The sequence below is a fragment of the Salegentibacter salinarum genome (assembly GCF_900168115.1).
Classification (GTDB): domain Bacteria; phylum Bacteroidota; class Bacteroidia; order Flavobacteriales; family Flavobacteriaceae; genus Salegentibacter; species Salegentibacter salinarum.
Genome location: NZ_FUZC01000008.1, coordinates 62,312 through 83,420 on the forward strand (window position 1 = coordinate 62,312; position 21,109 = coordinate 83,420).

Genomic DNA, 21,109 nt, shown 5'->3' on the forward strand with positions numbered 1-21,109 from the left:
AAATTATGAGACATCAATTATTGTTATTATTTATTCTTTCAGTATCATTTTCTTTTGCTCAAAGGGAACAGGAAAAGATCGCTGAAGATTTTGAACCTTCTTCAGTGAATCAGTTCGGAAAGGAATTTCCAAAGGTAAATTCTGAAGGAAGGGTAAGGGTTCAAATTGAAGCACCCGAAGCAAATAGGGTTCAGCTGGATATTGGTGGTGTAAAGTATGATCTCGAAAAAAATAAAGAAGGTGTATGGATAGGAGAATCGGCCCCGCAAGATGAGGGCTTTCATTATTATCAGCTGAATATTGATGGTGCTTCAGTTCCAGATCCCGGTTCTAAATATTATTATGGTGCCGGTCGATGGGGCAGCGGGATAGAGATTCCGGCTGGCGATAAAGAATTTTATGCTTTAAAAGATGTTCCCCACGGAAACGTTTCTGAAAACTTATATTTTTCAGAAATAACCCAGCAATGGAGACGTAATTTCATCTACACCCCGCCGGGATATTTCGAAAACCTCGAAAAGAGATATCCTGTGCTTTACCTGCAGCATGGGAGTTACGAAGATGAAACCGGCTGGTCCTCACAGGGTCACGCCAACTTAATTCTGGATAATTTAATTGCTTCAGGTGATGCAGAACCTATGATTATCGTAATGGATAACGGGTATGCATATAAACCTGAAGACCTTGAAAAAGTGGAAGGAAATCGGCCAAGGTCTTCCTTTGAAGAAGTACTTATAAAGGAAGTTATTCCTAAAATTGATAACAAATTTCGCACTATTCCAAACAGGGAAAACCGCGCCATCGCGGGACTTTCAATGGGAGCCAGTCAAACCATGAGTATTATTATGAATAACCTGGACCATTTTTCCTATTACGGTGGTTTTAGCGGTACAGCCAACTTTCCCGGTGATAAAGAGCTGGATGCTGATACTTTTCTAAATGGGGCTTTTAGCAATGCTGAAGAAGTTGAGCAAAAACTTAATGTTCTTTTCCTGGGATTGGGAACTAAAGAGGCTGAGGTTTTCTTTAATACCGTAAAAGCATTCAGAGATATGTTGGAAAAACAGGATATAGATTACACTTATTATTCGTCGCCAGAAACTGCCCATGAGTGGCTAACCTGGCGAAGGTCTCTATATCAATACGCCCAGCTATTATTCAATCAAAATCAATAATATTTTCAGGCTTAATGATGAAGAGGATTATGGAATGAATAAAAATCAATTTATGAATATTATAAGAATATTATTATGCCTTGGGCTAATGTTGACTTTTAAGGCAGGTATTTCTCAAAACCCACTTGTTCAAACCAATTATACGGCAGATCCTGCCCCAATGGTTTATAATGATAAACTGTATTTGTACACTTCCCACGACGAAGATGAATCTACCTGGTTTACGATGAACGACTGGCGTCTGTACACTACCGAAGATATGGTAAACTGGACAGACCACGGAGCAGTACTCTCGTATGACGATTTTGAATGGGCAGGGAGAAACGCCTGGGCGCCCCAGGCCATAGAAAGGGACGGTAAATTCTATATGTATGTGCCCATAACAAGCAGGGAAGGAAAAAACGGAATTGGCGTAGGCGTAGCCGATAGTCCGTACGGTCCTTTTATTGATCCTCTGGGGAAACCTTTAATAAGTAACAGTCAGGATGATATAGATCCTTCGGTTTTTATTGATGACGATGGGCAGGCATATTTATTCTGGGGAAATCCGGTGCCTTATTACGTGAAGCTGAATGAAGATATGATAAGTTATGAAGGTGAAATAACCCAAATTCCTAATACTATAGAAGCCTTTGGTAAGCGAGAAGGGGAGGAAAATGCACGCAGGCCAACTACTTACGAAGAAGGTCCCTGGCTTTATAAAAGAGATGCTACTTATTATATGTTTTTTGCTGCCGGTCCTTTACCCGAACATATTGGGTATTCTACAAGTGAAAATATAACCGGGCCTTATGAGTATCAGGGAGTGGTAATGCCAGAAGAAGGTGGTGCATTTACCAATCATCCCGGCGTTGTGGGTTTTAAAGGAAATACTTACTTTTTTTATCACAATGCAGCACTCCCCGGTGGAAGTGGATTTACACGATCTGTAGCTGTAGAAGAAATGAATTTTAATGAAGATGGTTCCGTAAAACAAATGAAAATGACCGATGGAATTGAGGAAGCTTTACAAACCTTAAACCCATACGTTAAAAATGAAGCTGAAACCATTGCCTGGTCAGAAGGCTTAAAATCAAGGGAAAATGAGGTGGTAGGAAATTTCATAGTGGCTACGCGTAATAATTCATTTTCAAAGGTTCGGGAAGTAGATTTCAGAGAAAATGGTGCTTCACAATTTACGGCCAGGGTTGGAACAACTCACAATGGAAACGTAAGTCTGGAAATAAGGCTTGATGCGGTAGATGGTGAGCTAATAGGGACATTAGAAGTTCCGTTAACCGGAGGTAGCGATAGGTGGGAATTGATAACCACAGAAGTAGAAAAAGTTACCGGAGTTCACGATGTGTATTTCGTATTTAAAGCAAAAGCAGCTAGTGAAATTCTGTATTTCGATTACTGGATGTTTTCAGAATAAGATTTAATAGAAAAACGATAAGAATTATTAATTAAAAGAAAGAAATGAGAAAGAATCAATTTGGATTAATCACAATACTATTGGCTTTATTTGTCTTTACCGGCTGTAATGCTCAAAAAAATATTCCGGTATTTTCCAGCGTCGTGTACGAAGGGGATGATGATATTTATAATGAAAATCCTTTAGAATCTAATGAGTTCTATAACCCAATTTTACAGGGTGCTTATCCAGACCCGGCAATTGCCCGCAAAGGTGACGACTATTATTTAGTATCTTCATCGTTCGCGATGTTTCCTGGGGTGCCGATTTTTCATTCCAATGATCTGGTAAATTGGACCCAAATTGGTCACGTGTTAGATCGCAAATCTCAACTTAAAGTGCAGGATACAGAAATTAGTCTGGGCATTTTTGCGCCAGATATCAGGTACAATCCGCATAATGAGACTTTTTATATGATCACCACCCAATTTGCCGGCGGTTTTGGTAATATAGTAGTTAAAACCCAGGATCCTAAAGAAGGTTGGAGCGATCCTATTAAACTTGATTTTCAGGGAATAGATCCTGCAATCTTTTTTGATGATGACGGGAAAGCTTATGTAACTCATAACGATGCGCCAGATGAAGGAGAAGAATTATACCAAGGCCATCGTGTGATTAAAATCTGGGAATACGATGTAGAAAACGACCAGGTAATAGAAGGCACCGATAAAATTATTGTGAATGGAGGAGTAGATCTTTCTAAAAAGCCAATCTGGATTGAAGCGCCGCATATTTATAAAAAAGACGGTCGATATTATTTAATGTGTGCTGAAGGTGGTACCGGAGGTTGGCATAGCGAAGTGATTTTTGTAAGTGACGACCCTATGGGACCTTACGAACCCGCACCTAACAATCCTATATTAACTCAGCGTCATTTTCCAAAAGACAGGGAGAATAAAGTAGACTGGGCAGGACATGCCGATTTGGTAGTTGGTCCCGATGATAAATATTATGGGGTATTTTTAGGAATACGTCCCAATGAAAAAGACAGGGTAAATACCGGTAGGGAAACTTTTATTTTACCTGTAGATTGGTCTGGTGAATTTCCGGTTTTTGTAAACGGTTTGGTTCCAATGGAGCCCACACTTGAAATGCCTGAAGGTGTTGAAAATAAAACCGGTGAAGGCGACTTTTTTCCCAACGGTAATTTCACCTATACCGAAGATTTTTCTTCAGAAAAACTCGATTATCGATGGATAGGTTTAAGAGGTCCGCGTGAAGACTTTATCGAATTCACAAAAAATGGGCTTAAAATAAATCCTTTTGAGGTTAACATTAAAGAGATGAAACCTACTTCCACGCTTTTTCACCGTCAGCAGCATAAAGATTTTTCATTCACCACTACTATGGATTATAAACCTAAGTCTGAAAAAGATTTGGCAGGCATAACAGCTTTGCAAAGTGAAACCTTCAATTATGTATTCGGTATTACCAAAAAGGATAATAAGGATTATTTAGTACTAGAAAGAACAGAAAAAGGTTCTTCAGAAATCCTGGCCACTAAGGAAATAGAATTAGAAGGAGGGCTTCAGCTTAGAGTAGAGGCAGATGGAGATGATTACAAATTCAGTTATGCTTTAAACGGAGACGATTTTGAAAATTTAGGCGGCACTGTATCGGGCGATATTTTATCTACCAACGTGGCCGGCGGTTTTACCGGGACCCTTATAGGTTTATATGCAACCTCGGCAAACGATGTGGTTCCTGAGGAATAGGGCAAATTCATAATTCAAATTTTAAACACGAGAAAAAATGACGAAAAAGTTTTATATACCTGTATTGTGTATTTTCTGTCTGCTGTTTTTTACAACAGAGATAACTGCACAAAATTGTGATGAAGAAGTAGAAGATCCTCGTGGAAAAATGGAACCCTGGACTAAGGGTGCCTGGGAAACCGGGGAATACAGGAACCTCTTTTTAGAAGCCGGTTATTCTCAGGCCGATATTGATGCAAAACTGAAAAAAGCCTATTACGATCTTTTTGAAGGACCAGATAGGGTGTATTTTGAAGTTGAGGATTCCCTGGCTTATGTGTCGGATTTGAAAAATAGAGATGCCCGTACCGAAGGGCTTTCTTACGGATTAATGGTGGCGGTTCAGTTTGATAAAAAAGAAGTTTTTGATAAACTGTGGCGATGGACGGTGAAATATATGCAGCACCAGGAAGGGCCGAGCGAAGCTTATTTCGCCTGGAGCGTTGATCCAAAAACGGGAAAAAAGAATGCCGAAGGATCAGCTTCAGATGGGGAATTGTTTTTCGTAACCGCCTTGCTATTCGCATCCAATCTTTGGGGGAACGAAACCGGAATAAATTATTACGCCGAGGCGAGGAGAATTCTGGATGCTATGTGGAACAAAGATGGTACAGATGGAGTTAGGAATGTGCTGAATGAGGAACATAAACAGATAACTTTTGTACCTCACGATGGCGGGTATGACTGGACAGATCCTTCGTATCACGTACCAGCATTCTTTGAGATTTGGGCAGAATATGCCAATGATGGCCGCGATGAATTTTACAGAGCGACTGCTGATACAGCAAGAACTTTTCTACACCGTGCTACCCATCCTGAAACCGGTTTAACCCCCGATTATGCCGAATTCAGCGGAGAACCTCATAGCCGCGGAAAGATGGGGGATGCGTTTAGATATGACTCCTGGCGGGTACCTTTTAATATTGCAATGGATTATAGCTGGTTTGCTAAAGACAGGGAATGGCAACAAGAATATGCGCACCGAATCCAGAACTTCCTGTATTGTGAGGGACTGGATACTTATGTAGATCAATATAATATAGACGGCTCAACTCCAGATTGGATACTTCCCGCCGGAGGCTTTCAAAAGTTAAGGCATTCGCTTGGCCTTGTTTCTACTGCTGCTACAGCTTCACTAATGACTACCCATCCCAAAGGCTGGAAGTTTGTAGATGAAATTTGGGAAGCAAAATTAGAACCTTATGGAGATGGCTATTTCGATCCTTATTTTGACGGACTTCTTTACCTGTTTAGCCTGATGCAATTAAGTGGTAATTACGAGATTATTACTCCGCAAGCAAACTAAAATGTGATTGATAAATTAATATGAAAGCAAAATATTTTCTATTGGCACTTTTTCTAACCGGATCGCTTGGTTTCGCACAAGACTCCAATTTCCACGTGTATTTAAGTTTTGGTCAATCCAATATGGAGGGGCACGCCAAATTTGAACCTCAGGATACACTGGGGACTGGAAGATTTCAGGTTGTGCAAAGTGTGGATTGTCCTGAGCTGGGCCGGGAAGCAGGGAAATGGTATACCGCAATTCCACCTTTGTCAAGGTGCGATACCGGTTTAACTCCTACCGATTATTTTGGCAGAACTATGATTCAAAATCTACCTGAAAATGTAAAAGTTGGGGTAATTAATGTTGCGGTTGGAGGATGTAAAATTGAATTATTCGATAAAGAAAATCATAAAGAATATGTGGACAATGCTCCCGATTGGATGCTGCCGGCCATTAATAAATACGACGGGAATCCTTATGGACATTTAGTAAATCTCGGAAAAATAGCTCAGGAAAAGGGAGTGATAAAAGGAATCCTGCTACATCAGGGCGAATCTAATACCGGCGATGAGCAGTGGCCCGAAAAAGTAAAGGCCGTTTATGATAATTTATTGAAAGATCTAAACTTAAATCCTGAAGAAGTTCCGCTACTTGCGGGGGAAATGGTTTCAGAAGAGCAGGGTGGTAAATGTGCCAGTATGAATAAGATACTTGCAAAACTTCCGCAGAAAATTTCAAACGCTCATATCGTTTCTTCAGAAGGATGTGAAGCGGTGGATGACGGATTACATTTTTCAGCAGCTGGATATAGAGAATTGGGGGAGCGTTATGCTGAAAAAATGCTTCCGCTTTTGAAGTAATTGATAATAATTTAAACTATTTGTACTATGAAAAAATTCAGTACGCTATTAATTTTTCTCCTGACATTAGGATTTTCCTCGTCGGCACAGGAGATTTCCAAAGAAATGCCTCAGGGTTTTGATGAGGAACGCACAGGCATTGCCACAGGAAAAATAGACTCTATTAGTTATACTTCCAAAACGGTAGGGAATGCGCGAAAAGCATTAATTTATACTCCCCCGGGTTTTTCAAAAGAGAAAGAATATCCTGTGTTATACTTGCTTCATGGCATTGGCGGTGATGAAAAAGAATGGCTGAAAGGAGCTAATCCGCAGGTAATTCTTGATAATCTTTATGCTGAAAACAGGCTTGAACCGATGCTGGTGGTAATGCCTAACGGAAGGGCGATGAAAAACGACCGTGCCGAAGGAAATATCTTTGCACCGGATAAAATTGAAGCTTTTAGCCGTTTTGAAGATGATTTATTAAATGACCTGATTCCTTTTATTGAAAAAAATTACCCGGTGCTGACAGATCGCGAAAATCGAGCTATTGCGGGCCTTTCAATGGGAGGTGGTCAATCTCTAAACTTTGGCCTGGGTAATCTTGATAAATTTGCCTGGGTAGGCGCATTTTCTGCCGCACCCAATACCAAAGAACCTGAAGCACTGCTACCAAATCCACAGGAGGCAAAGGAGAAACTTGAGCTGCTCTTTATTTCTTGTGGCGATAAGGACGATCTTATTAATGTAAGTCAGCGAACTCATAATTATTTATTTCAGGAAGGAGTACCGCACATTTACTACCTGGAACCAGGTGGTCACGATTTTAAAGTCTGGAAGAACGGGCTCTATATGTTCAGTCAGTTTTTATTTAAACCGGTAGATAAATCTTCCTTTTCAGAATACACTGTTTTAGGAACTCCGGCTTCAACAAATATTCGTTCAGCAGATTATCCGCAGATCCTTCCGGACAATCGTGTGAGGTTCAGAATAGATGCACCGGAAGCGAAGAAGGTGCAGATAGATCTTGGACGTAAATATGATATGGAAAAAGATTCCAGCGGAGCCTGGACGGTTACTACTGATTCTATAGGTCAGGGCTTTCATTATTATTCTTTGGTTATTGACGATGTTGCAGTAGCCGATCCTGCCAGCGAAACCTTTTACGGAATGGGTAGAATGGCAAGCGGAATTGAAATTCCATCCCGGGAGGGAGAATTTTATGCCCTAAAAGATGTGCCGCATGGAGATGTGCGGATAAGGCGCTATTTTTCTGACATAACGAATAGCTGGCGTAGAATGTATGTATACGCTCCTCCGGGTTACGACGCTTCAAGTGAAGATTACCCTGTGTTATATTTATTGCACGGTGGCGGGGAGGATGAACGTGGCTGGTCTTCGCAGGGACGTGCCGATCTGATTCTCGATAACCTTATTGCTGAAAATAAAGCCGAACCTATGCTGGTAGTAATGATGGATGGAAATTTAGGCTCTCGTAATTCCTTTCAGCAATCACTTCAAACTTTTGAGCAGGAACTGAAGCAGGCAGTAATTCCGTTTGTAGAAAATAATTTTCGCGTAGCCCCGGGAGCTGAAAACCGGGCTTTGGCCGGGCTTTCTATGGGCGGCCTTCAAACTTTATACGCCGGTATCCGAAATACCGATATGTTTTCCCATTTAGGAGTTTTTAGCTCGGGCTGGTTTACGGACAATCCAGAACTTACTAAACCGGAATATGCTTTTATGAAAGAAAATGCAGCGAAAATTAATAATAACCTGGAGTCTTTCTGGCTTTCTATGGGTGGTGAGGAAGATATAGCATACAATAATAATAAAGCGATGATGACCAAATTTGATGAGATGGGAATAAAGTATGATTATAGTGAATATCCCGGTGGACATACCTGGCCTGTTTGGCGGCACAACCTGTTTTCTTTTGCACCGCTTTTGTTTAAGTAACAAAATTTCCCTGGAGAGGCTAATCTAATTATTAACATTTAAAATATTTATTATGAAACATTATAAATTAATACTCTTTCTATGCTTAGCCTTTTTATCCCACCTTGTTACTGCACAGAACCAAGAGGTGGACAATGAGGAAGAGTTTAAACCCTCCCCGGTAAATCAGCCGGGCAGTGAATATCCTATGGTGAACGAAAAGGGCCAGGTTCGCACACAAATATCTGCTCCTGAAGCCAAGAAGGTTCAACTGGATATTGGCGGTGTGAAATACGATATGGAAAAAGACGAAGAAGGAGTGTGGACAGGTGAGTCGGCGCCGCAGGATGAAGGTTTTCACTATTATCAGCTAAACATAGATGGTGCTTCTGTGCCAGATCCCGGGAGTTTATATTTTTATGGAGCAAATCGATGGGGCAGTGGTATTGAAGTACCGGCTCAGGATCAGGATTTCTTTGCTTTAAAGAATGTTCCGCACGGTAAAGTTGAACAAATCCTTTTTCCGTCAAAAAGTACAGATACTTCGCGCCGGGCGTTTGTGTATACGCCACCTGAGTATGATTTGGAACCAAATAAAAGCTATCCTGTTTTATACTTACAACACGGATATGGTGAAAATGAAACTTCCTGGCCCAATCAGGGTCGGGCCAATCTAATTATGGATAATCTACTGGCAGAAGGAAAAACAAAACCTTTTATCATAGTTATGACCTATGGAATGACCAATGAAATAGAATTTGGAGGTTTGAGAGACTTTGATATCGAACCTTTTCAAACGGTGTTGGTAAATGAATTAATTCCTTACATAGATACTCATTACAGAACCAAGGCAAATAAGGAAAACCGGGCAATGGCAGGACTTTCTATGGGAGCTTTTGAGACAAAACTAATCACTCTAAACAAGCCTGAAGTGTTTTCGTACTACGCCCTGTTTAGTGGAGGAATTTATGAATCGAAAGAACTCCAGGATAGAAGCAAACCTGAATTAATTTTTATTAGTACCGGAAGTAAAGAAAGACCTGATGCAGTAAAAAGTGCTGTTTCTGAATTACAGAAGGAAGGTTTTAATGCGGTTTCATACGTTTCAGAGGGAACGGCGCACGAATTCCATACCTGGCGCCGTAGCTTACACCAACTGGCTCCATTGTTGTTTCAAATTGAGGAATAAAATTTCTCTGTTTTCTGATTAAAACTTTTTAGACTGCTTTTAGTTAAGTTTGAGTTTCTTTTTGGCGGTAATTTGTTGGGGTCATTCCATACAAATCCTTGAACTTTGTTGAAAATTTAGAGGTGCTGGAAAAACCCACTGCGTAGGCTACTTCAGCTATATTAATCTTTTTTGAAGCCAGTAAATTGGCAGCTTCTTTTAGTCTGATATTGGTGATTAATTCTCCTGCCGATTGGTTAGTGAGCTGTTTTAGTTTACGATAAAGATGAACCCGACTTATTCCTAATTCCGAAGCAACCATTTCTACGTTCAAGTTTGGATTGCTAATATTATTATTTACGACTTCCATGAATTTTTCCACCAGGGTTTCATCACCAGATTTTAGATCTAAGTGCTTGATCTTCTCTTCGTGTAATTGATTTCCGGAATAAGTGTTTTTTAAAACATTTCTGTTTTTAATCAGGTTTTTTACTGTCTTTTTTAAGATATCTGTATTAAAGGGTTTGTTTATATAAGCATCTGCGCCAATTTCCAGGCCTTCCAGGTTAGTTTCTTTATCGGTTTTACCGGTTAAAAGAATTACCGGGATATGGTTGGTATGAATATTTTTTTTGATTTTACGCGTAAAAGTGATACCGTCCATTTCAGGCATTACCACATCGCTAATTATTAAGTCAGGAGCTTTTTTAATCACCTCTGGAAAGGCTAATTTTCCGTTTTCTTTTTTTATAATATTGTAATGGTTCTGTAATTCTATAGCGATATAGTTTCTGATTTCACTATCATCGTCTACGATCAGCACGGTAGGTTTATTCTTTTCTAAAGTACTTTCTACCTCGTCTCGCTTTTGAATAGTGTTGAATGGCAGAGTTTCCTTATTGTTGGCGGTTGCAGGAGTTTCTTCAACAATAACACTTTCTTTCAGATGGCTTTTTCCTAATGGTGCACTAATTATGAACTTACAACCTTCCTGATTCTCATTGTTTTCAACTTTAACTGTACCGTGGTGTAATTCAGCTATAGATTTGGTTAAGTGCAGGCCAATACCCGTGCCTTCAAGCTGCCGGCTTTCATTATTGGAAACCTGGTAGAAACGGTTAAAGACGTTATTTAGTTCACTCTCCTTAATTCCAACGCCATTATCTTTTACAATAATGTAGAATTCCTTCTTTCTTTCGTCAGCCCCTATATTTACTTCAATTGTTCCATTTTGGGGAGTGAATTTTATAGCGTTGGAAATTAAATTCTGAATTATCTTATCAAAATGATTCGGATCTATAAAAGCTATTATTTCTGAATCTGGATGGTTAATCTGGAATTTGATTCCGTGACTTTCTATCTGGTCGTCAAAAAGCGAGGTTATAGACTTAACAAAACTTATTATTTCAGTCTTTTGAAACTTTAATTCAATTTTTCCCTGGTCAAATTTTCGAGCATTAATTAACTGATTTAAAAGATGTAAAATCCGTTCAGAATTTCGCTCCATAATTCTATAGAGTTTCTGTCTATCTTCTTCAGGATCGGTTTTTATAAGTTTTTTTAGCGGATTTATAATAAGTGATATTGGAGTTTTAATATCGTGGGAAATATTGGTTAAGAACTGAAGCTTGGCTTCATTAATTTGTTCTGCGCGCAAATGTTCCTGTAACTCATTTTTTGTTTTGCGCCGTTGGAGTACTTCCTGCACTATAATATAGGAAATGATAACAAGTAGTAGTAAATAGCCCAATTTGGCCCAGCTGGAAAAATACCAGGGCGGATGAATAATTATGCTAAGTTCCTGCACGTTGGAGTATTCTCCATAATCTTTAGCTCTTACTTTAAAATGATAAGTTCCCGGTTCAAGATTATTAAAAGTCACCGTATTCATCCCAGGCCTTAATTTTATCCAGTTTTCTGAATTCAGGGAATAAGAATAAGTGATCCATTGTTGGTTTTTGAAAGCGAATGAAGAAAATTCAATACTAAAATCGTTATCATTATGTGCCAGTTCCATAGTATCGGCATCGATTATTGCTTTTTCTGTAATGGAATAAGAACCAGATTTCATTCCTTTTTTAACAGGTTCGTCCTGAAGATAAAATCCTGTAATTCTCAGGTCTACATTACTCCCTTTTGAAGTAATTTCTGAAGGATCAAAAAAAGTAACACCATTAGTACTTCCAAAATATAACCGACCATTATGTTCAGCATAGGAAGCATTTTTATTGAATTCATTACCCTGGAGTCCGTCGCGGAAATAATAATTTTTAAACTCCTTGGTTCGAAGTTCAAACTTAGAAATCCCATTGTTGGTACTTATCCAGAGATTGTTGTCGGTATCAGCTTCAATCGCACTTATCACATCACTTGGCAATCCGTGGTCCATAGTATAAACCTGGGTAATAGAATCATTTTTTGGTTTGTAATATAAACCCTCTGAAGTGCCAATCCATAAGTTGTTTCCTTCATCTTCATATAGGCTGTAAACAATTTTATTGGTCAAGATATGATTTTCACCTTTTTGGTTCAGGTAGCTGTTTTTCTCCAAATCCAGGGTGGCAAGACCGTCATAAGTTCCTATATAAAGTTTGTTGGTGTTAGATAAGAGTAGGCAGTTAATCCACTTGTTGTATAACTGGTCAAATGGGGCTCCATTTTCAATAGTATTATGGTTGGTTCTTTCTTCAGTTTCAAGATTGTAAGAATAAAGTCCGTATCCCAGGGTACCAATCCAAAGGTTTTTTTGATCGTCTTCAGTGAGACTATAGACGCGTTCTACGGTATTATTCTGTTCATCTTTAAAAGGTTCAATATATTCTAAAACCTGGTTTTCCCGATTTACTTTTGCCAGTCCATTAAGATAGGTTCCAATCCATAACTCATCTTCAGAATCCTGGTAAATACTCATTATACTGGCAGAACCTTGTATACCATTGTTGCCTAAATGATAACGTTGTTTTTTTTCTTCGGTTACACCATACAACCCATCACCATCGGTGCCTACCCACAAAATATCCTGCCTGTCTTTAAAGATAGAAACCACACTATTAGATCCTATAATGTTGTTTTTTACAGATTGGTAGCCTATATAACTAAAGTTATTGGCTTTATCTGGGATTAGCAAAACTCCTTTTTGATAAATACCAAGCCAAAGATTATCGGCTTTATCCTGCATCACCGAGTGTATTTTAGTTTTCTTAAAACTGAAATTAGCTATGCTAAAATCATTTACACTCATTTTTTCTCTTACGGGATCATAGATTTTTAAACCCATCCCATCAGTTCCCACCAGGATTTCATTCTCTTTACTTACATAAAGTGTTTTTACCGGGAGATTTTTGGAGTCTTCTATGAAATTAAATTTATCATTTTCACGATTATATTTAAACAAGCCTTTGCTTAAACTCCCAACATACAAATTACCCTTTTGATCCTCAGCAATACTGGAAATTTGTGTTTCATCATTTTCATTAAAATATTCGATAATTTCTCCCTGGGGTGTTATTTTAAACAGGCCTTTATCTTGGCTAAGCGCCCATAGATTTTCATTTTTGTCTTCAAAAATTCTTTCCAGAAACGAAGAGGGAACCATTTCGGGAAATTTACGAGCTATGGGTTTACCGTTCTTCCGCGTTAATTTTAAAATGCCCTGGCCCGATGTTCCTATCAAAATTTCTCCATTTTCTCTTTCTAGCATAGAGGTGACATGCGCGGGATAGGGGGTCTCGTCTTCGGTTAAAAGTGGGATTTCATGGAATTCCTCTGTTGCGTGGTCAAAATATTGTAAGCCATTAAAGAATCCAAAATATAAAACGCCCTGACTATCCTGAAATATAGACTTTACATAATTGTTTAAGATTGAGGTAGAATCTTCCCGGTCTTGTTTATAAATTGAGAATTTTGCGCCATCATATCTGTCTAAACCATCTTCGGTCGCGATCCAGATATATCCTTTGTTATCCTGAAAGATTTGATTAATTAAACTACTGGAAAGTTCTGCATCAGTAGAAAATAAATTTCCTACCTGGCTATAGGTAAAGATTGGGAATAATAGAATTATCGTTAATAATAAATAGCCTCTCTTTAAAAAGGCTGATTTAAAATTGGGTGTTTTCATATAAACCTCCTCGTAACTTCTTAGAATCTAAAACTTTTTCAGAATTATTTAAATACAGAATTTTAAGAATTAAAATCAGGGCGGAATAAAACTTATGGTTTCTGTGACCACAAGTTATAATTTTTTTCTTAAATCAGCAATCTATTAAAGATTTATAAAAGATTCTTTATAAGGTGAATTAGTATGGATTCAGTTTTATTCATTCACAGCTAACTTAGGTCTAATCTTAAACTGTTTTATAGTAGAAGACAAGTTAAGCGGAATTTTTCCCTTCAACCCTCTAAATAGAGGTGCTGGAACCCTCAGGTGGGTAACTGGATTTATTTTTTAGTGCATCAATTTGTTCCCTGGTGAATTGCGGAAGCGGCATCTCCCGTTCCTTTTTTAGGTTTTCTACTGCGGCTTCTGCTTCAGCTGTTTTTTCTTTAGAAAGTCCCTGGTCTTTTCCGAAGTAAATAGTTTGCGATGGGAAAGCGAAATCGGTACCGCTCTGGTCTACCACATCCATCATTCTTAACATAAGGTCTTCTCTGATTTCCAGGAATTCATTAAAATCTTTTGCATCTAAATATGCAAAAACTTCCAGGTCTAAAGAATGCGCTCCAAAACCTATAAACCTAATTCTGGCGGGGTCTTCATAAACTTTAGGGTGCGCGTAAAGTACCTTTCTTAATTCGGTAAGTAAATAGCGCAACTGATCAGTTGAAGTCTCGTATCTAAAATTTAAAACACTTACAAACCGAAACCTATCTCTATGAGCATAATTTTCAATAGTGTCAGATGAAAATGCACCGTTGGGAATCGTCACTACAGTTCGGTCTAAAGTGCGAATTCGGGTAGAGCGAATGCCAATCTTTTCAATATTTCCGGTTACTTCGCCTACCCGGCAAAAATCGCCAACGCGAATTGGTCTGTCAGCAATTAAGGTAACACTTCCTACAAAATTTTCTATAGTTTTTTGAGCTCCCAGGGCCAGGGCAATACCCCCAATTCCCAGGGCGGCCAAACCGGTAGTTACATCTATGCCGATGGCACCTAAACTAAATATGATACCAAAAATAACAATAGCAATTTTGGCGGCCCGTTGTAGAAATAATACTATAGAAACCCCTGCAGGGTTTCCGCGTAATAGCATTTTTTCCTGACTAAATTTCCCTATAAAATCAGATAATCTCCAAAGCAGAATAAGAATAGCAACAATGCCGACAATAATGGTAATTGCACTAAATTTTTGGCGTAAAATAATAGATAATTCCAGGTTTCTCGTAAATGCAACAAAAATCCAAACGGCTACATATAATTTTAATGGAAGTTTAATTGCAGTAATTATTCCCGAAATGGGTTCTTCTCTAATCCTTTTCCAAAGTTTCTTAAGTAAGAAGATTAGAGAAGAAATCACTACAAATGAAATGAGGTAACTTAAACCAATCAGCAACAAGGCAACAATCCATTGGCCTGCAGGTACACCGCCCCAAATATATTTATTGATAAATCCCGGAACAATTTGATCTACAAGAGCCGAATTTTGAAGACTAACCGAACTTACTGCTTCCACCGTTTCAGCAGAAAAAAGCCAGATTGGGTAGCCTGTTTCATCTTCGTGCTGTTTCAGGAAAATCTCAATTAACTCATCGTCAGGGCTTACACTTCCTACCTTTTCCAGGTTTGGTTCAAAATCATCGTCGGTTTTACCTGTGGGATCATCACTTATTAAATAATAGGGTAGTATACTTCCCTTCTGGTCAAACAAGCGTTGTAAAACAAGGACAACCCGCTCTTTTTCTTCTTCAGAAGTAATAGTATGGGGAAAATTGAGATATCTCGAGGCGCGATTATAATTTTGGCCGGCCACAGCATCTATAAATCCGCTTATTGTACCTCGCGGCGTTCTTCTGCCTAAAATATCTTCAGGAATTTCCTGGGATTCAGCTTCATTATTTTGATTGTTTCCTAACGGAAATTGGGCCTCAGCAGGTATACTGCTAACTAATAGGAAACCGATAAGTAATATAAATTTCAGATAAAAAAGATCAATTTTTTTCTTCATAACTGGCAAATTGGCTAAGTTATCCCGAAGATACTAAATTGTAAAGATTATAGGTCTCCCAAACCCACGCGCACTTGAATTGCTTTAAGTTTTAAGAATACTTTCTGAAAGCTTGACTTCCAATTAACGCCCTTATTCGCTACATTCGATTAATATGATATTTTTCGAAATTAATAACCCGGGGCTTTTTCTTGTTTGTGTAGGCATTTTCTTTGCCGCGGTTTTTCTAAGATATTTAATTTCTGCGGGGATTTTTTACTGGTATTATTATAGTTTTAAAAGTAAAAAATTCAGGAACAAAAGATTAAGTAAACGCGGTTTTAGAAAAGGGCAGTTAAAAAAAGAAATTTACTGGAGTATGTGGTCTTCTGTTATTTTTGGCTTTTTTGGTGCACTAACTTATTTCCTGTGGCAAAAAGGTTTTACCGCAATTTACCTGGATCTTGAAAAATTTGGATTTTGGTACTTACCGCTTAGTTTTATTTTGCTTTCCCTGTTTCACGAAACTTATTATTACTGGGTGCATCGTTGGATGCATCACCCAAAAGTTTTTAGAAAAATTCATAAAGTACATCACGATAGTTTGGTGCCCAGCCCCTGGACGGCATTTTCATTTCATCCCTGGGAATCTTTACTGGAAGCGCTTATTGTCCCGGCAATTTTAATCGTTTTACCGGTGCATCCTATTGTAATTGGAGTGTATTTAATTTTTATGACGCTTAGTAGTGTGATTAACCATTTAGATATTGAAATTTATCCCCAAGCTTTTATAAAAAGCCGTTTAGGAAAATTATTTATCGGCGCAACACATCATCATTTTCATCACGCCGAATTTAAAACCAATTTCGGACTTTATTTTACTTTCTGGGACCGCTGGATGAATACAGAAAGCGACTCTGAAATTTCTTCGGAATAAGTGGTGCAAATTTTTCTCCGTCATCCTGAACTTGTTTCAGAGCTTACTCCATTTTTTTGGAAATCTAGGTTATGGTTTTTTTAGTCCTGTTGGAATTTGAAACATGTTCAGTTCAACGGATGATTTTTATTTACAATTAACAATTCTTCACCTCCCATATTTCAGACATTTTCTCAGGTTTGCTTATCTTGAGGCCAAAATAAAAATTTTATGATTAGAAAATTACCAATTCTGGGGCTGGCGGCATTTCTTGTAGCTAGCTGCGGAAGTGAAAAATCTGTTTTCGGCGGTAAAGATATTTCAGCTGAAAATACTTCAAAAAGATCCACAAACGGATTAAAATCTTATAACGAGGTCATCACTTCAGAAGCAGAGTCAGATGAAGGCCTTTTTACTACGCATTTTGTAGACGATAAGCTTTATTTCGAAATTCCGGTAGCAATGCTTGATAAAGAAATGCTTTTGGTAAGTCGAATCGCTGGTGTGCCCGATGGTTACGGCGGTGGTTATGTAAATGCCGGTTCTAAAGTGAACGAGCAGGTGGTGCGCTGGACCAAACGGAAAGGTAGTATAGACGTTAAGGTGATTAGCTTCGAAAATATGAGCGATGAAGAGTCGCCTATTTACAAATCGGTACAAGCCAATAATTACTTTCCAATTCTTTTTAGCTCTAAAATTGAAGCTTATAACCAGGATTCTACGAGTGTCGTAATTGAAGCAAGCGCTTTATTCGAAAATGAGGTGGAGGCCATTAACGGACTTTCATCTTCACTCAGGAAGCGTTATAAAGTGAAGAAACTGGACCAGAGTAGGTCTTATATCGAATCTGCCAAAGCTTACCCTAAAAATGTAGAGATTAAGCACGTGATGACTTACGAAGCTGAAGAGCCACCAACACGAGACCAGGCCGGGACAATTTCTATGATGATGAATCAATCTATGATTTTACTGCCCGATGAGAAGATGCAGCCAAGAATTGCAGACCATCGTGTGGGCTGGTTTACTATAGATAAATACGATTATAATTCGGAAGAATTAAAAGCCGATGATTATGAGTTGATTCGCCGTTGGAAGTTGGTTCCAAAAGATATTGAAGCCTACAAACGTGGCGAGTTAGTAGAACCTGAGGAGCCTATTGTTTATTATTTAGACCCTGCCACGCCGGAAAAATGGCGTCCTTATTTTAAGCAGGGAATTGAAGATTGGAATGTAGCCTTTGAAGAAGCCGGGTTTAAAAATGCAATTATCGCTAAAGATCCACCAAGTGAGGAAGAGGATCCGGAGTTTAGCCCGGAAGACGTGCGCTATTCGGTGGTTCGTTACGTGGCCAGTACCACGCGAAATGCGGTTGGTCCATCGGTGACTGATCCTAGAACTGGAGAAATTATTGAGAGTGATATCATCTGGTACCACAATCATTTACGCTCTTACCGAAACCGCTTTATGATTGAGGCTGGAGCCCAAACCGAAGATGCAAGGACTTTAAATACTCCTGAATCTGAAATCGGCGAAATGATGCGTATGGTAATTGCCCACGAAGTTGGCCACGCACTTGGTTTACCACACAATATGAAAGCCAGTGCGGCGTATCCAACAGATTCTTTAAGATCGCCTGAATTTACTCAGAAATATGGTTTAACGCCTTCAATTATGGATTACGCCCGTGTAAATTACGTGGCGCAGCCGGAAGATGAAGGTGTACGGTATATTAGGATGATGGGGCCATACGATAAATATGCAATCAACTGGGGTTATAGATATCTTCCTGAAGCCGATTCTCCTGAAGCAGAAAAAGGAAAATTAGATGAATGGATTTTAGAAAAAGCAGGAAATCCCTGGTATGAATTCGGAAACGGTTATGGGGGTGTAGATCCGCAATCGCAGCGTGAAAGTTTAGGGGACGATCAGGTGAAAGCCAGCGAATATGGACTGGCAAATCTTAAAAAGGTAGTTCCAAATTTAATTGAATGGACTTCAAAAGACGGTTATGGATATGACGATCTTGAAGAAGTGTATCGCGAATTAACCTATATGTGGCGCGGTTATACTTCTCACGTGGTTGCTAATGTGGGTGGTGTTTATGAAACTCGAAAAACTTCAAATCAGGATGGAGTGGTTTACGAAAATGTTCCGAAGAAAAAGCAGGAAGAAGCCGTTAACTTTTTAGTTGAAGAAGCTTTTACCACGCCCGATTGGTTGCTTAACCAGGAAATACTAAACCGAATTGAAGCTTCCGGAGCTATAGAACGTATACAGGGTTTACAGACCCGCGCATTAAATAGTTTGTTGGATGAAGATCGCTTATACCGAATGATCGCTAACGAAGAAGTAAATGAAAATGAAGCTTATACAGCTGTAAGTTTAATGGAAGATTTGCGCAAAGGTATTTTTAGTGAGCTTTATAGTAGAAATAAGGTTGATGCTTACCGACGTAATTTACAGCGATCTTACGTAGATATTGCTTCAGAATATCTTAAGAAATTAAATGCTGAAGATAACGAAGCCTTGCTGAAGTCTGATATTTTGCCACTGATGCGTGGTGAAATGCAAACATTAAAGCGTGAACTTAATAGAAGAAAGTCTGGAACAAATCATTCTTTGACACAATATCACTGGGAAGATCTAATCGCCAGGATAGATGCTGCGTTAGATGTAGAGTCTTAATTTATAAATCAGAATTTATTAAAAACCCCGAAAAAAATTGAAGTTTTTCGGGGTTTTGTTTTTAGAAAATCTTATTAGATTACTGAACCGGAAAATCAAAATAAGTTTCGGGAAAAGGTTCGTTTCTTAAAGTATAATGCCACCATTCTTCGGGGTAAGGTCTAAATCCGTTTTTAATCATTATTCGCTTCAGTAACGACCGATTGGCTCTTTGTTCTTTCGTGATTTTATTGGTGCTATGGTGAGAAATGTCACCAAAGAAGTCGTAGCCGCTACCCATATCTAATTCTTCGCCGTTTTGGGCATCAATAATAGTGAGATCTACAGTGCTGCCACGGGAATGCCCGGATTTTGTGGCGATATAACCGAGTTGAAACAGGTCTTTTTTAGCAACTTCGGGGTAAAATCTTTGTTTGGTAAGCGTGTCTTCAGGCTTTCTGGCCCATTCAATAAAATGATTTACTGCGGTTTGAGGCCTGTAAGCATCAAAAATCTTGAAACAATAACCTTCAGCCATTAAATCTTTCTGAGCTTTTTGAAGTGCAGTGGCAGCCTCTTCCGTTAAAATGGCTGTAGGCTTATTATAGGAATTTACCGGTTTTCCTATAAAATTATTATTTCCTGCATATCGAATATCGAGTTTAATATCAGGAATTTGTTCTTTTAGGTAAACAAAGCCTTCCGGTAGCTTTTTCTGCTGCGCCAAGACGAAATTAAAACTAAATAGAAAAATTAAAAGGTAGGTTAAGTTTTTCATTTGTAATCAATTTTAAGCCAAGTTACTTAAAATATTATTCCCTGATATTCATCATATTATTTCGGTATTTAAACTATTAATTTTAAGCAGTTTAATCAAAAATAATCAGATCATGGAATTAAAAGGTAAAGTAGCGCTTATAACAGGGGCAGCATCGGGAATAGGAGAAAGTACAGCTTTGCTTTTTGCAAAGGAAGGTGCCCGGGTTTTTTTAACCGATATAGATGTTGAAAAAGGAGAGAAACTTGCGAAGAAAATAAATAAAAATGGAGGAGAAGCGATGTTTTTTAAGGCAGATATTGCTAAAGCCCAGGATTCTGAAAACAGTGTTACTGAAGCGGTGAAGAAATTCGGTAAACTTGATATTGCCGTAAATAATGCCGGAGTGGGAGGGCCACAACACCCCGTGGGTGAATATCCTATTGAAGCCTGGGATAAAGTGATTGCTATAAATCTTTCGGGTGTTTTTTACGGTATGCGGTATCAAATTCCTGAAATGCTTAAAAATGGGAAAGGTTCAATTATAAACGTGGCCTCTATTTTGGGAAGCGTTGGTTTCGCAAATTCGGCAGCCTATGCAGCGGCAAAGCATGGAGTGTTAGGTTTAACCAAATCTGCTGCCTTAGAATATTCTGCGAAAGGAATTAGGGTGAATTCTGTTGGGCCTGCGTTTATAAATACGCCTATGTTAAAAGATTTAGATAAAGATTTGTTAGCGCAGCTGGTAAATGTGCATCCTATTGGAAGACTGGGAGAAGCAGATGAGGTGGCTCAACTATTTTTGTGGCTTGCCGGCGAGAAGTCGTCTTTTGCCACAGGAGCTTACTACCCTTTAGATGGCGGGTACTTAGCGCAATAATTGATTTCAAATTAATTTCTTTAAAACCGATGAAAATGATTTTCGTCGGTTTTTTTATTGGAGCTTGTTTCTCCTTTTTTTGATCTATAACTTTATGATTTTCATAAGAAACAGAAAAGGAAATTACT

Annotated in this window: 13 protein-coding genes; 10 read left to right on the forward strand and 3 right to left on the reverse strand. The window is 38.7% G+C overall.

What is annotated here, in order from left to right; all coding sequences use genetic code 11:
* Nucleotides 1–5 precede the first annotated feature (5 nt).
* Genes B5X53_RS11050 through B5X53_RS11080 form a run of 7 tightly spaced genes read left to right on the forward strand, consistent with a single transcriptional unit; the run spans nucleotide 6 to nucleotide 9,639 of the window.
* Complete coding sequence (locus B5X53_RS11050; protein ID WP_079713293.1) at nucleotides 6–1,175, forward strand: alpha/beta hydrolase-fold protein; 1,170 nt, start codon at nucleotides 6–8, stop codon at nucleotides 1,173–1,175.
* Nucleotides 1,176–1,227: 52 nt separating this feature from the next.
* Nucleotides 1,228–2,589 carry a glycoside hydrolase family 43 protein gene (locus B5X53_RS11055; RefSeq protein ID WP_079713399.1) on the forward strand — a complete coding sequence of 454 codons (1,362 nt, stop codon included), beginning with the start codon at nucleotides 1,228–1,230 and terminating at the stop codon, nucleotides 2,587–2,589.
* Between the two features lie 44 nt (nucleotides 2,590–2,633).
* The gene (locus B5X53_RS11060; protein WP_079713294.1) at nucleotides 2,634–4,343 is read left to right on the forward strand and encodes a glycoside hydrolase family 43 protein; all 1,710 of its coding nucleotides are present in this window, start codon (nucleotides 2,634–2,636) and stop codon (nucleotides 4,341–4,343) included.
* A 37-nt stretch (nucleotides 4,344–4,380) separates the two neighbouring features.
* Nucleotides 4,381–5,688 carry a family 8 glycosyl hydrolase gene (locus tag B5X53_RS11065; RefSeq protein ID WP_079713295.1) on the forward strand — a complete coding sequence of 436 codons (1,308 nt, stop codon included), beginning with the start codon at nucleotides 4,381–4,383 and terminating at the stop codon, nucleotides 5,686–5,688.
* Between the two features lie 41 nt (nucleotides 5,689–5,729).
* The gene (locus B5X53_RS11070; RefSeq protein WP_200811839.1) at nucleotides 5,730–6,530 is read left to right on the forward strand and encodes a sialate O-acetylesterase; all 801 of its coding nucleotides are present in this window, start codon (nucleotides 5,730–5,732) and stop codon (nucleotides 6,528–6,530) included.
* Between the two features lie 27 nt (nucleotides 6,531–6,557).
* The gene (locus B5X53_RS11075) at nucleotides 6,558–8,471 is read left to right on the forward strand and encodes an alpha/beta hydrolase-fold protein (protein WP_079713297.1); all 1,914 of its coding nucleotides are present in this window, start codon (nucleotides 6,558–6,560) and stop codon (nucleotides 8,469–8,471) included.
* 52 nt (nucleotides 8,472–8,523) lie between these two features.
* Nucleotides 8,524–9,639: an alpha/beta hydrolase-fold protein gene (locus B5X53_RS11080; RefSeq protein ID WP_079713298.1), complete on the forward strand. Its 1,116-nt coding sequence runs from the start codon at nucleotides 8,524–8,526 to the stop codon at nucleotides 9,637–9,639.
* A gap of 43 nt (nucleotides 9,640–9,682) precedes the next feature.
* Here the strand turns inward: B5X53_RS11080 and B5X53_RS11085 are convergent, their stop codons facing one another.
* Nucleotides 9,683–13,738, reverse strand: a complete 4,056-nt coding sequence (locus B5X53_RS11085; protein ID WP_079713299.1) for a hybrid sensor histidine kinase/response regulator transcription factor — start codon at nucleotides 13,736–13,738, stop codon at nucleotides 9,683–9,685.
* A gap of 280 nt (nucleotides 13,739–14,018) precedes the next feature.
* Nucleotides 14,019–15,785, reverse strand: a complete 1,767-nt coding sequence (locus B5X53_RS11090) for a mechanosensitive ion channel family protein (protein WP_079713300.1) — start codon at nucleotides 15,783–15,785, stop codon at nucleotides 14,019–14,021.
* 154 nt (nucleotides 15,786–15,939) lie between these two features.
* Between B5X53_RS11090 and B5X53_RS11095 the strand changes: the two genes are divergently transcribed.
* Nucleotides 15,940–16,701: a sterol desaturase family protein gene (locus B5X53_RS11095; RefSeq protein ID WP_079713301.1), complete on the forward strand. Its 762-nt coding sequence runs from the start codon at nucleotides 15,940–15,942 to the stop codon at nucleotides 16,699–16,701.
* A gap of 210 nt (nucleotides 16,702–16,911) precedes the next feature.
* Nucleotides 16,912–19,365: a zinc-dependent metalloprotease gene (locus B5X53_RS11100; RefSeq protein WP_079713302.1), complete on the forward strand. Its 2,454-nt coding sequence runs from the start codon at nucleotides 16,912–16,914 to the stop codon at nucleotides 19,363–19,365.
* A gap of 79 nt (nucleotides 19,366–19,444) precedes the next feature.
* Here the strand turns inward: B5X53_RS11100 and B5X53_RS11105 are convergent, their stop codons facing one another.
* Entirely contained in the window at nucleotides 19,445–20,122 is a 678-nt protein-coding gene (locus tag B5X53_RS11105) for a M15 family metallopeptidase (protein WP_079713303.1), read from the reverse strand.
* Nucleotides 20,123–20,234: 112 nt separating this feature from the next.
* On the opposite strand from B5X53_RS11105, the gene B5X53_RS11110 reads away from it, so the two are divergent.
* Nucleotides 20,235–20,981, forward strand: coding sequence for an SDR family NAD(P)-dependent oxidoreductase (locus B5X53_RS11110; protein WP_079713304.1), 747 nt, complete (start codon nucleotides 20,235–20,237; stop codon nucleotides 20,979–20,981).
* Nucleotides 20,982–21,109 lie beyond the last annotated feature (128 nt).

What these genes read in the sequence shown, in the direction of transcription:
- B5X53_RS11050 (WP_079713293.1), top strand. Translation starts at nt 6, where the DNA reads ATGAGACATCAATTATTGTTATTATTTATTCTTTCAGTATCATTTTCT.
- B5X53_RS11055 (WP_079713399.1), top strand. Translation starts at nt 1,228, where the DNA reads ATGAATATTATAAGAATATTATTATGCCTTGGGCTAATGTTGACTTTT.
- B5X53_RS11060 (WP_079713294.1), top strand. Translation starts at nt 2,634, where the DNA reads ATGAGAAAGAATCAATTTGGATTAATCACAATACTATTGGCTTTATTT.
- B5X53_RS11065 (WP_079713295.1), top strand. Translation starts at nt 4,381, where the DNA reads ATGACGAAAAAGTTTTATATACCTGTATTGTGTATTTTCTGTCTGCTG.
- B5X53_RS11075 (WP_079713297.1), top strand. Translation starts at nt 6,558, where the DNA reads ATGAAAAAATTCAGTACGCTATTAATTTTTCTCCTGACATTAGGATTT.
- B5X53_RS11080 (WP_079713298.1), top strand. Translation starts at nt 8,524, where the DNA reads ATGAAACATTATAAATTAATACTCTTTCTATGCTTAGCCTTTTTATCC.
- B5X53_RS11085 (WP_079713299.1), bottom strand. Translation starts at nt 13,738, where the DNA reads ATGAAAACACCCAATTTTAAATCAGCCTTTTTAAAGAGAGGCTATTTA.
- B5X53_RS11090 (WP_079713300.1), bottom strand. Translation starts at nt 15,785, where the DNA reads ATGAAGAAAAAAATTGATCTTTTTTATCTGAAATTTATATTACTTATC.
- B5X53_RS11095 (WP_079713301.1), top strand. Translation starts at nt 15,940, where the DNA reads ATGATATTTTTCGAAATTAATAACCCGGGGCTTTTTCTTGTTTGTGTA.
- B5X53_RS11100 (WP_079713302.1), top strand. Translation starts at nt 16,912, where the DNA reads ATGATTAGAAAATTACCAATTCTGGGGCTGGCGGCATTTCTTGTAGCT.
- B5X53_RS11105 (WP_079713303.1), bottom strand. Translation starts at nt 20,122, where the DNA reads ATGAAAAACTTAACCTACCTTTTAATTTTTCTATTTAGTTTTAATTTC.
- B5X53_RS11110 (WP_079713304.1), top strand. Translation starts at nt 20,235, where the DNA reads ATGGAATTAAAAGGTAAAGTAGCGCTTATAACAGGGGCAGCATCGGGA.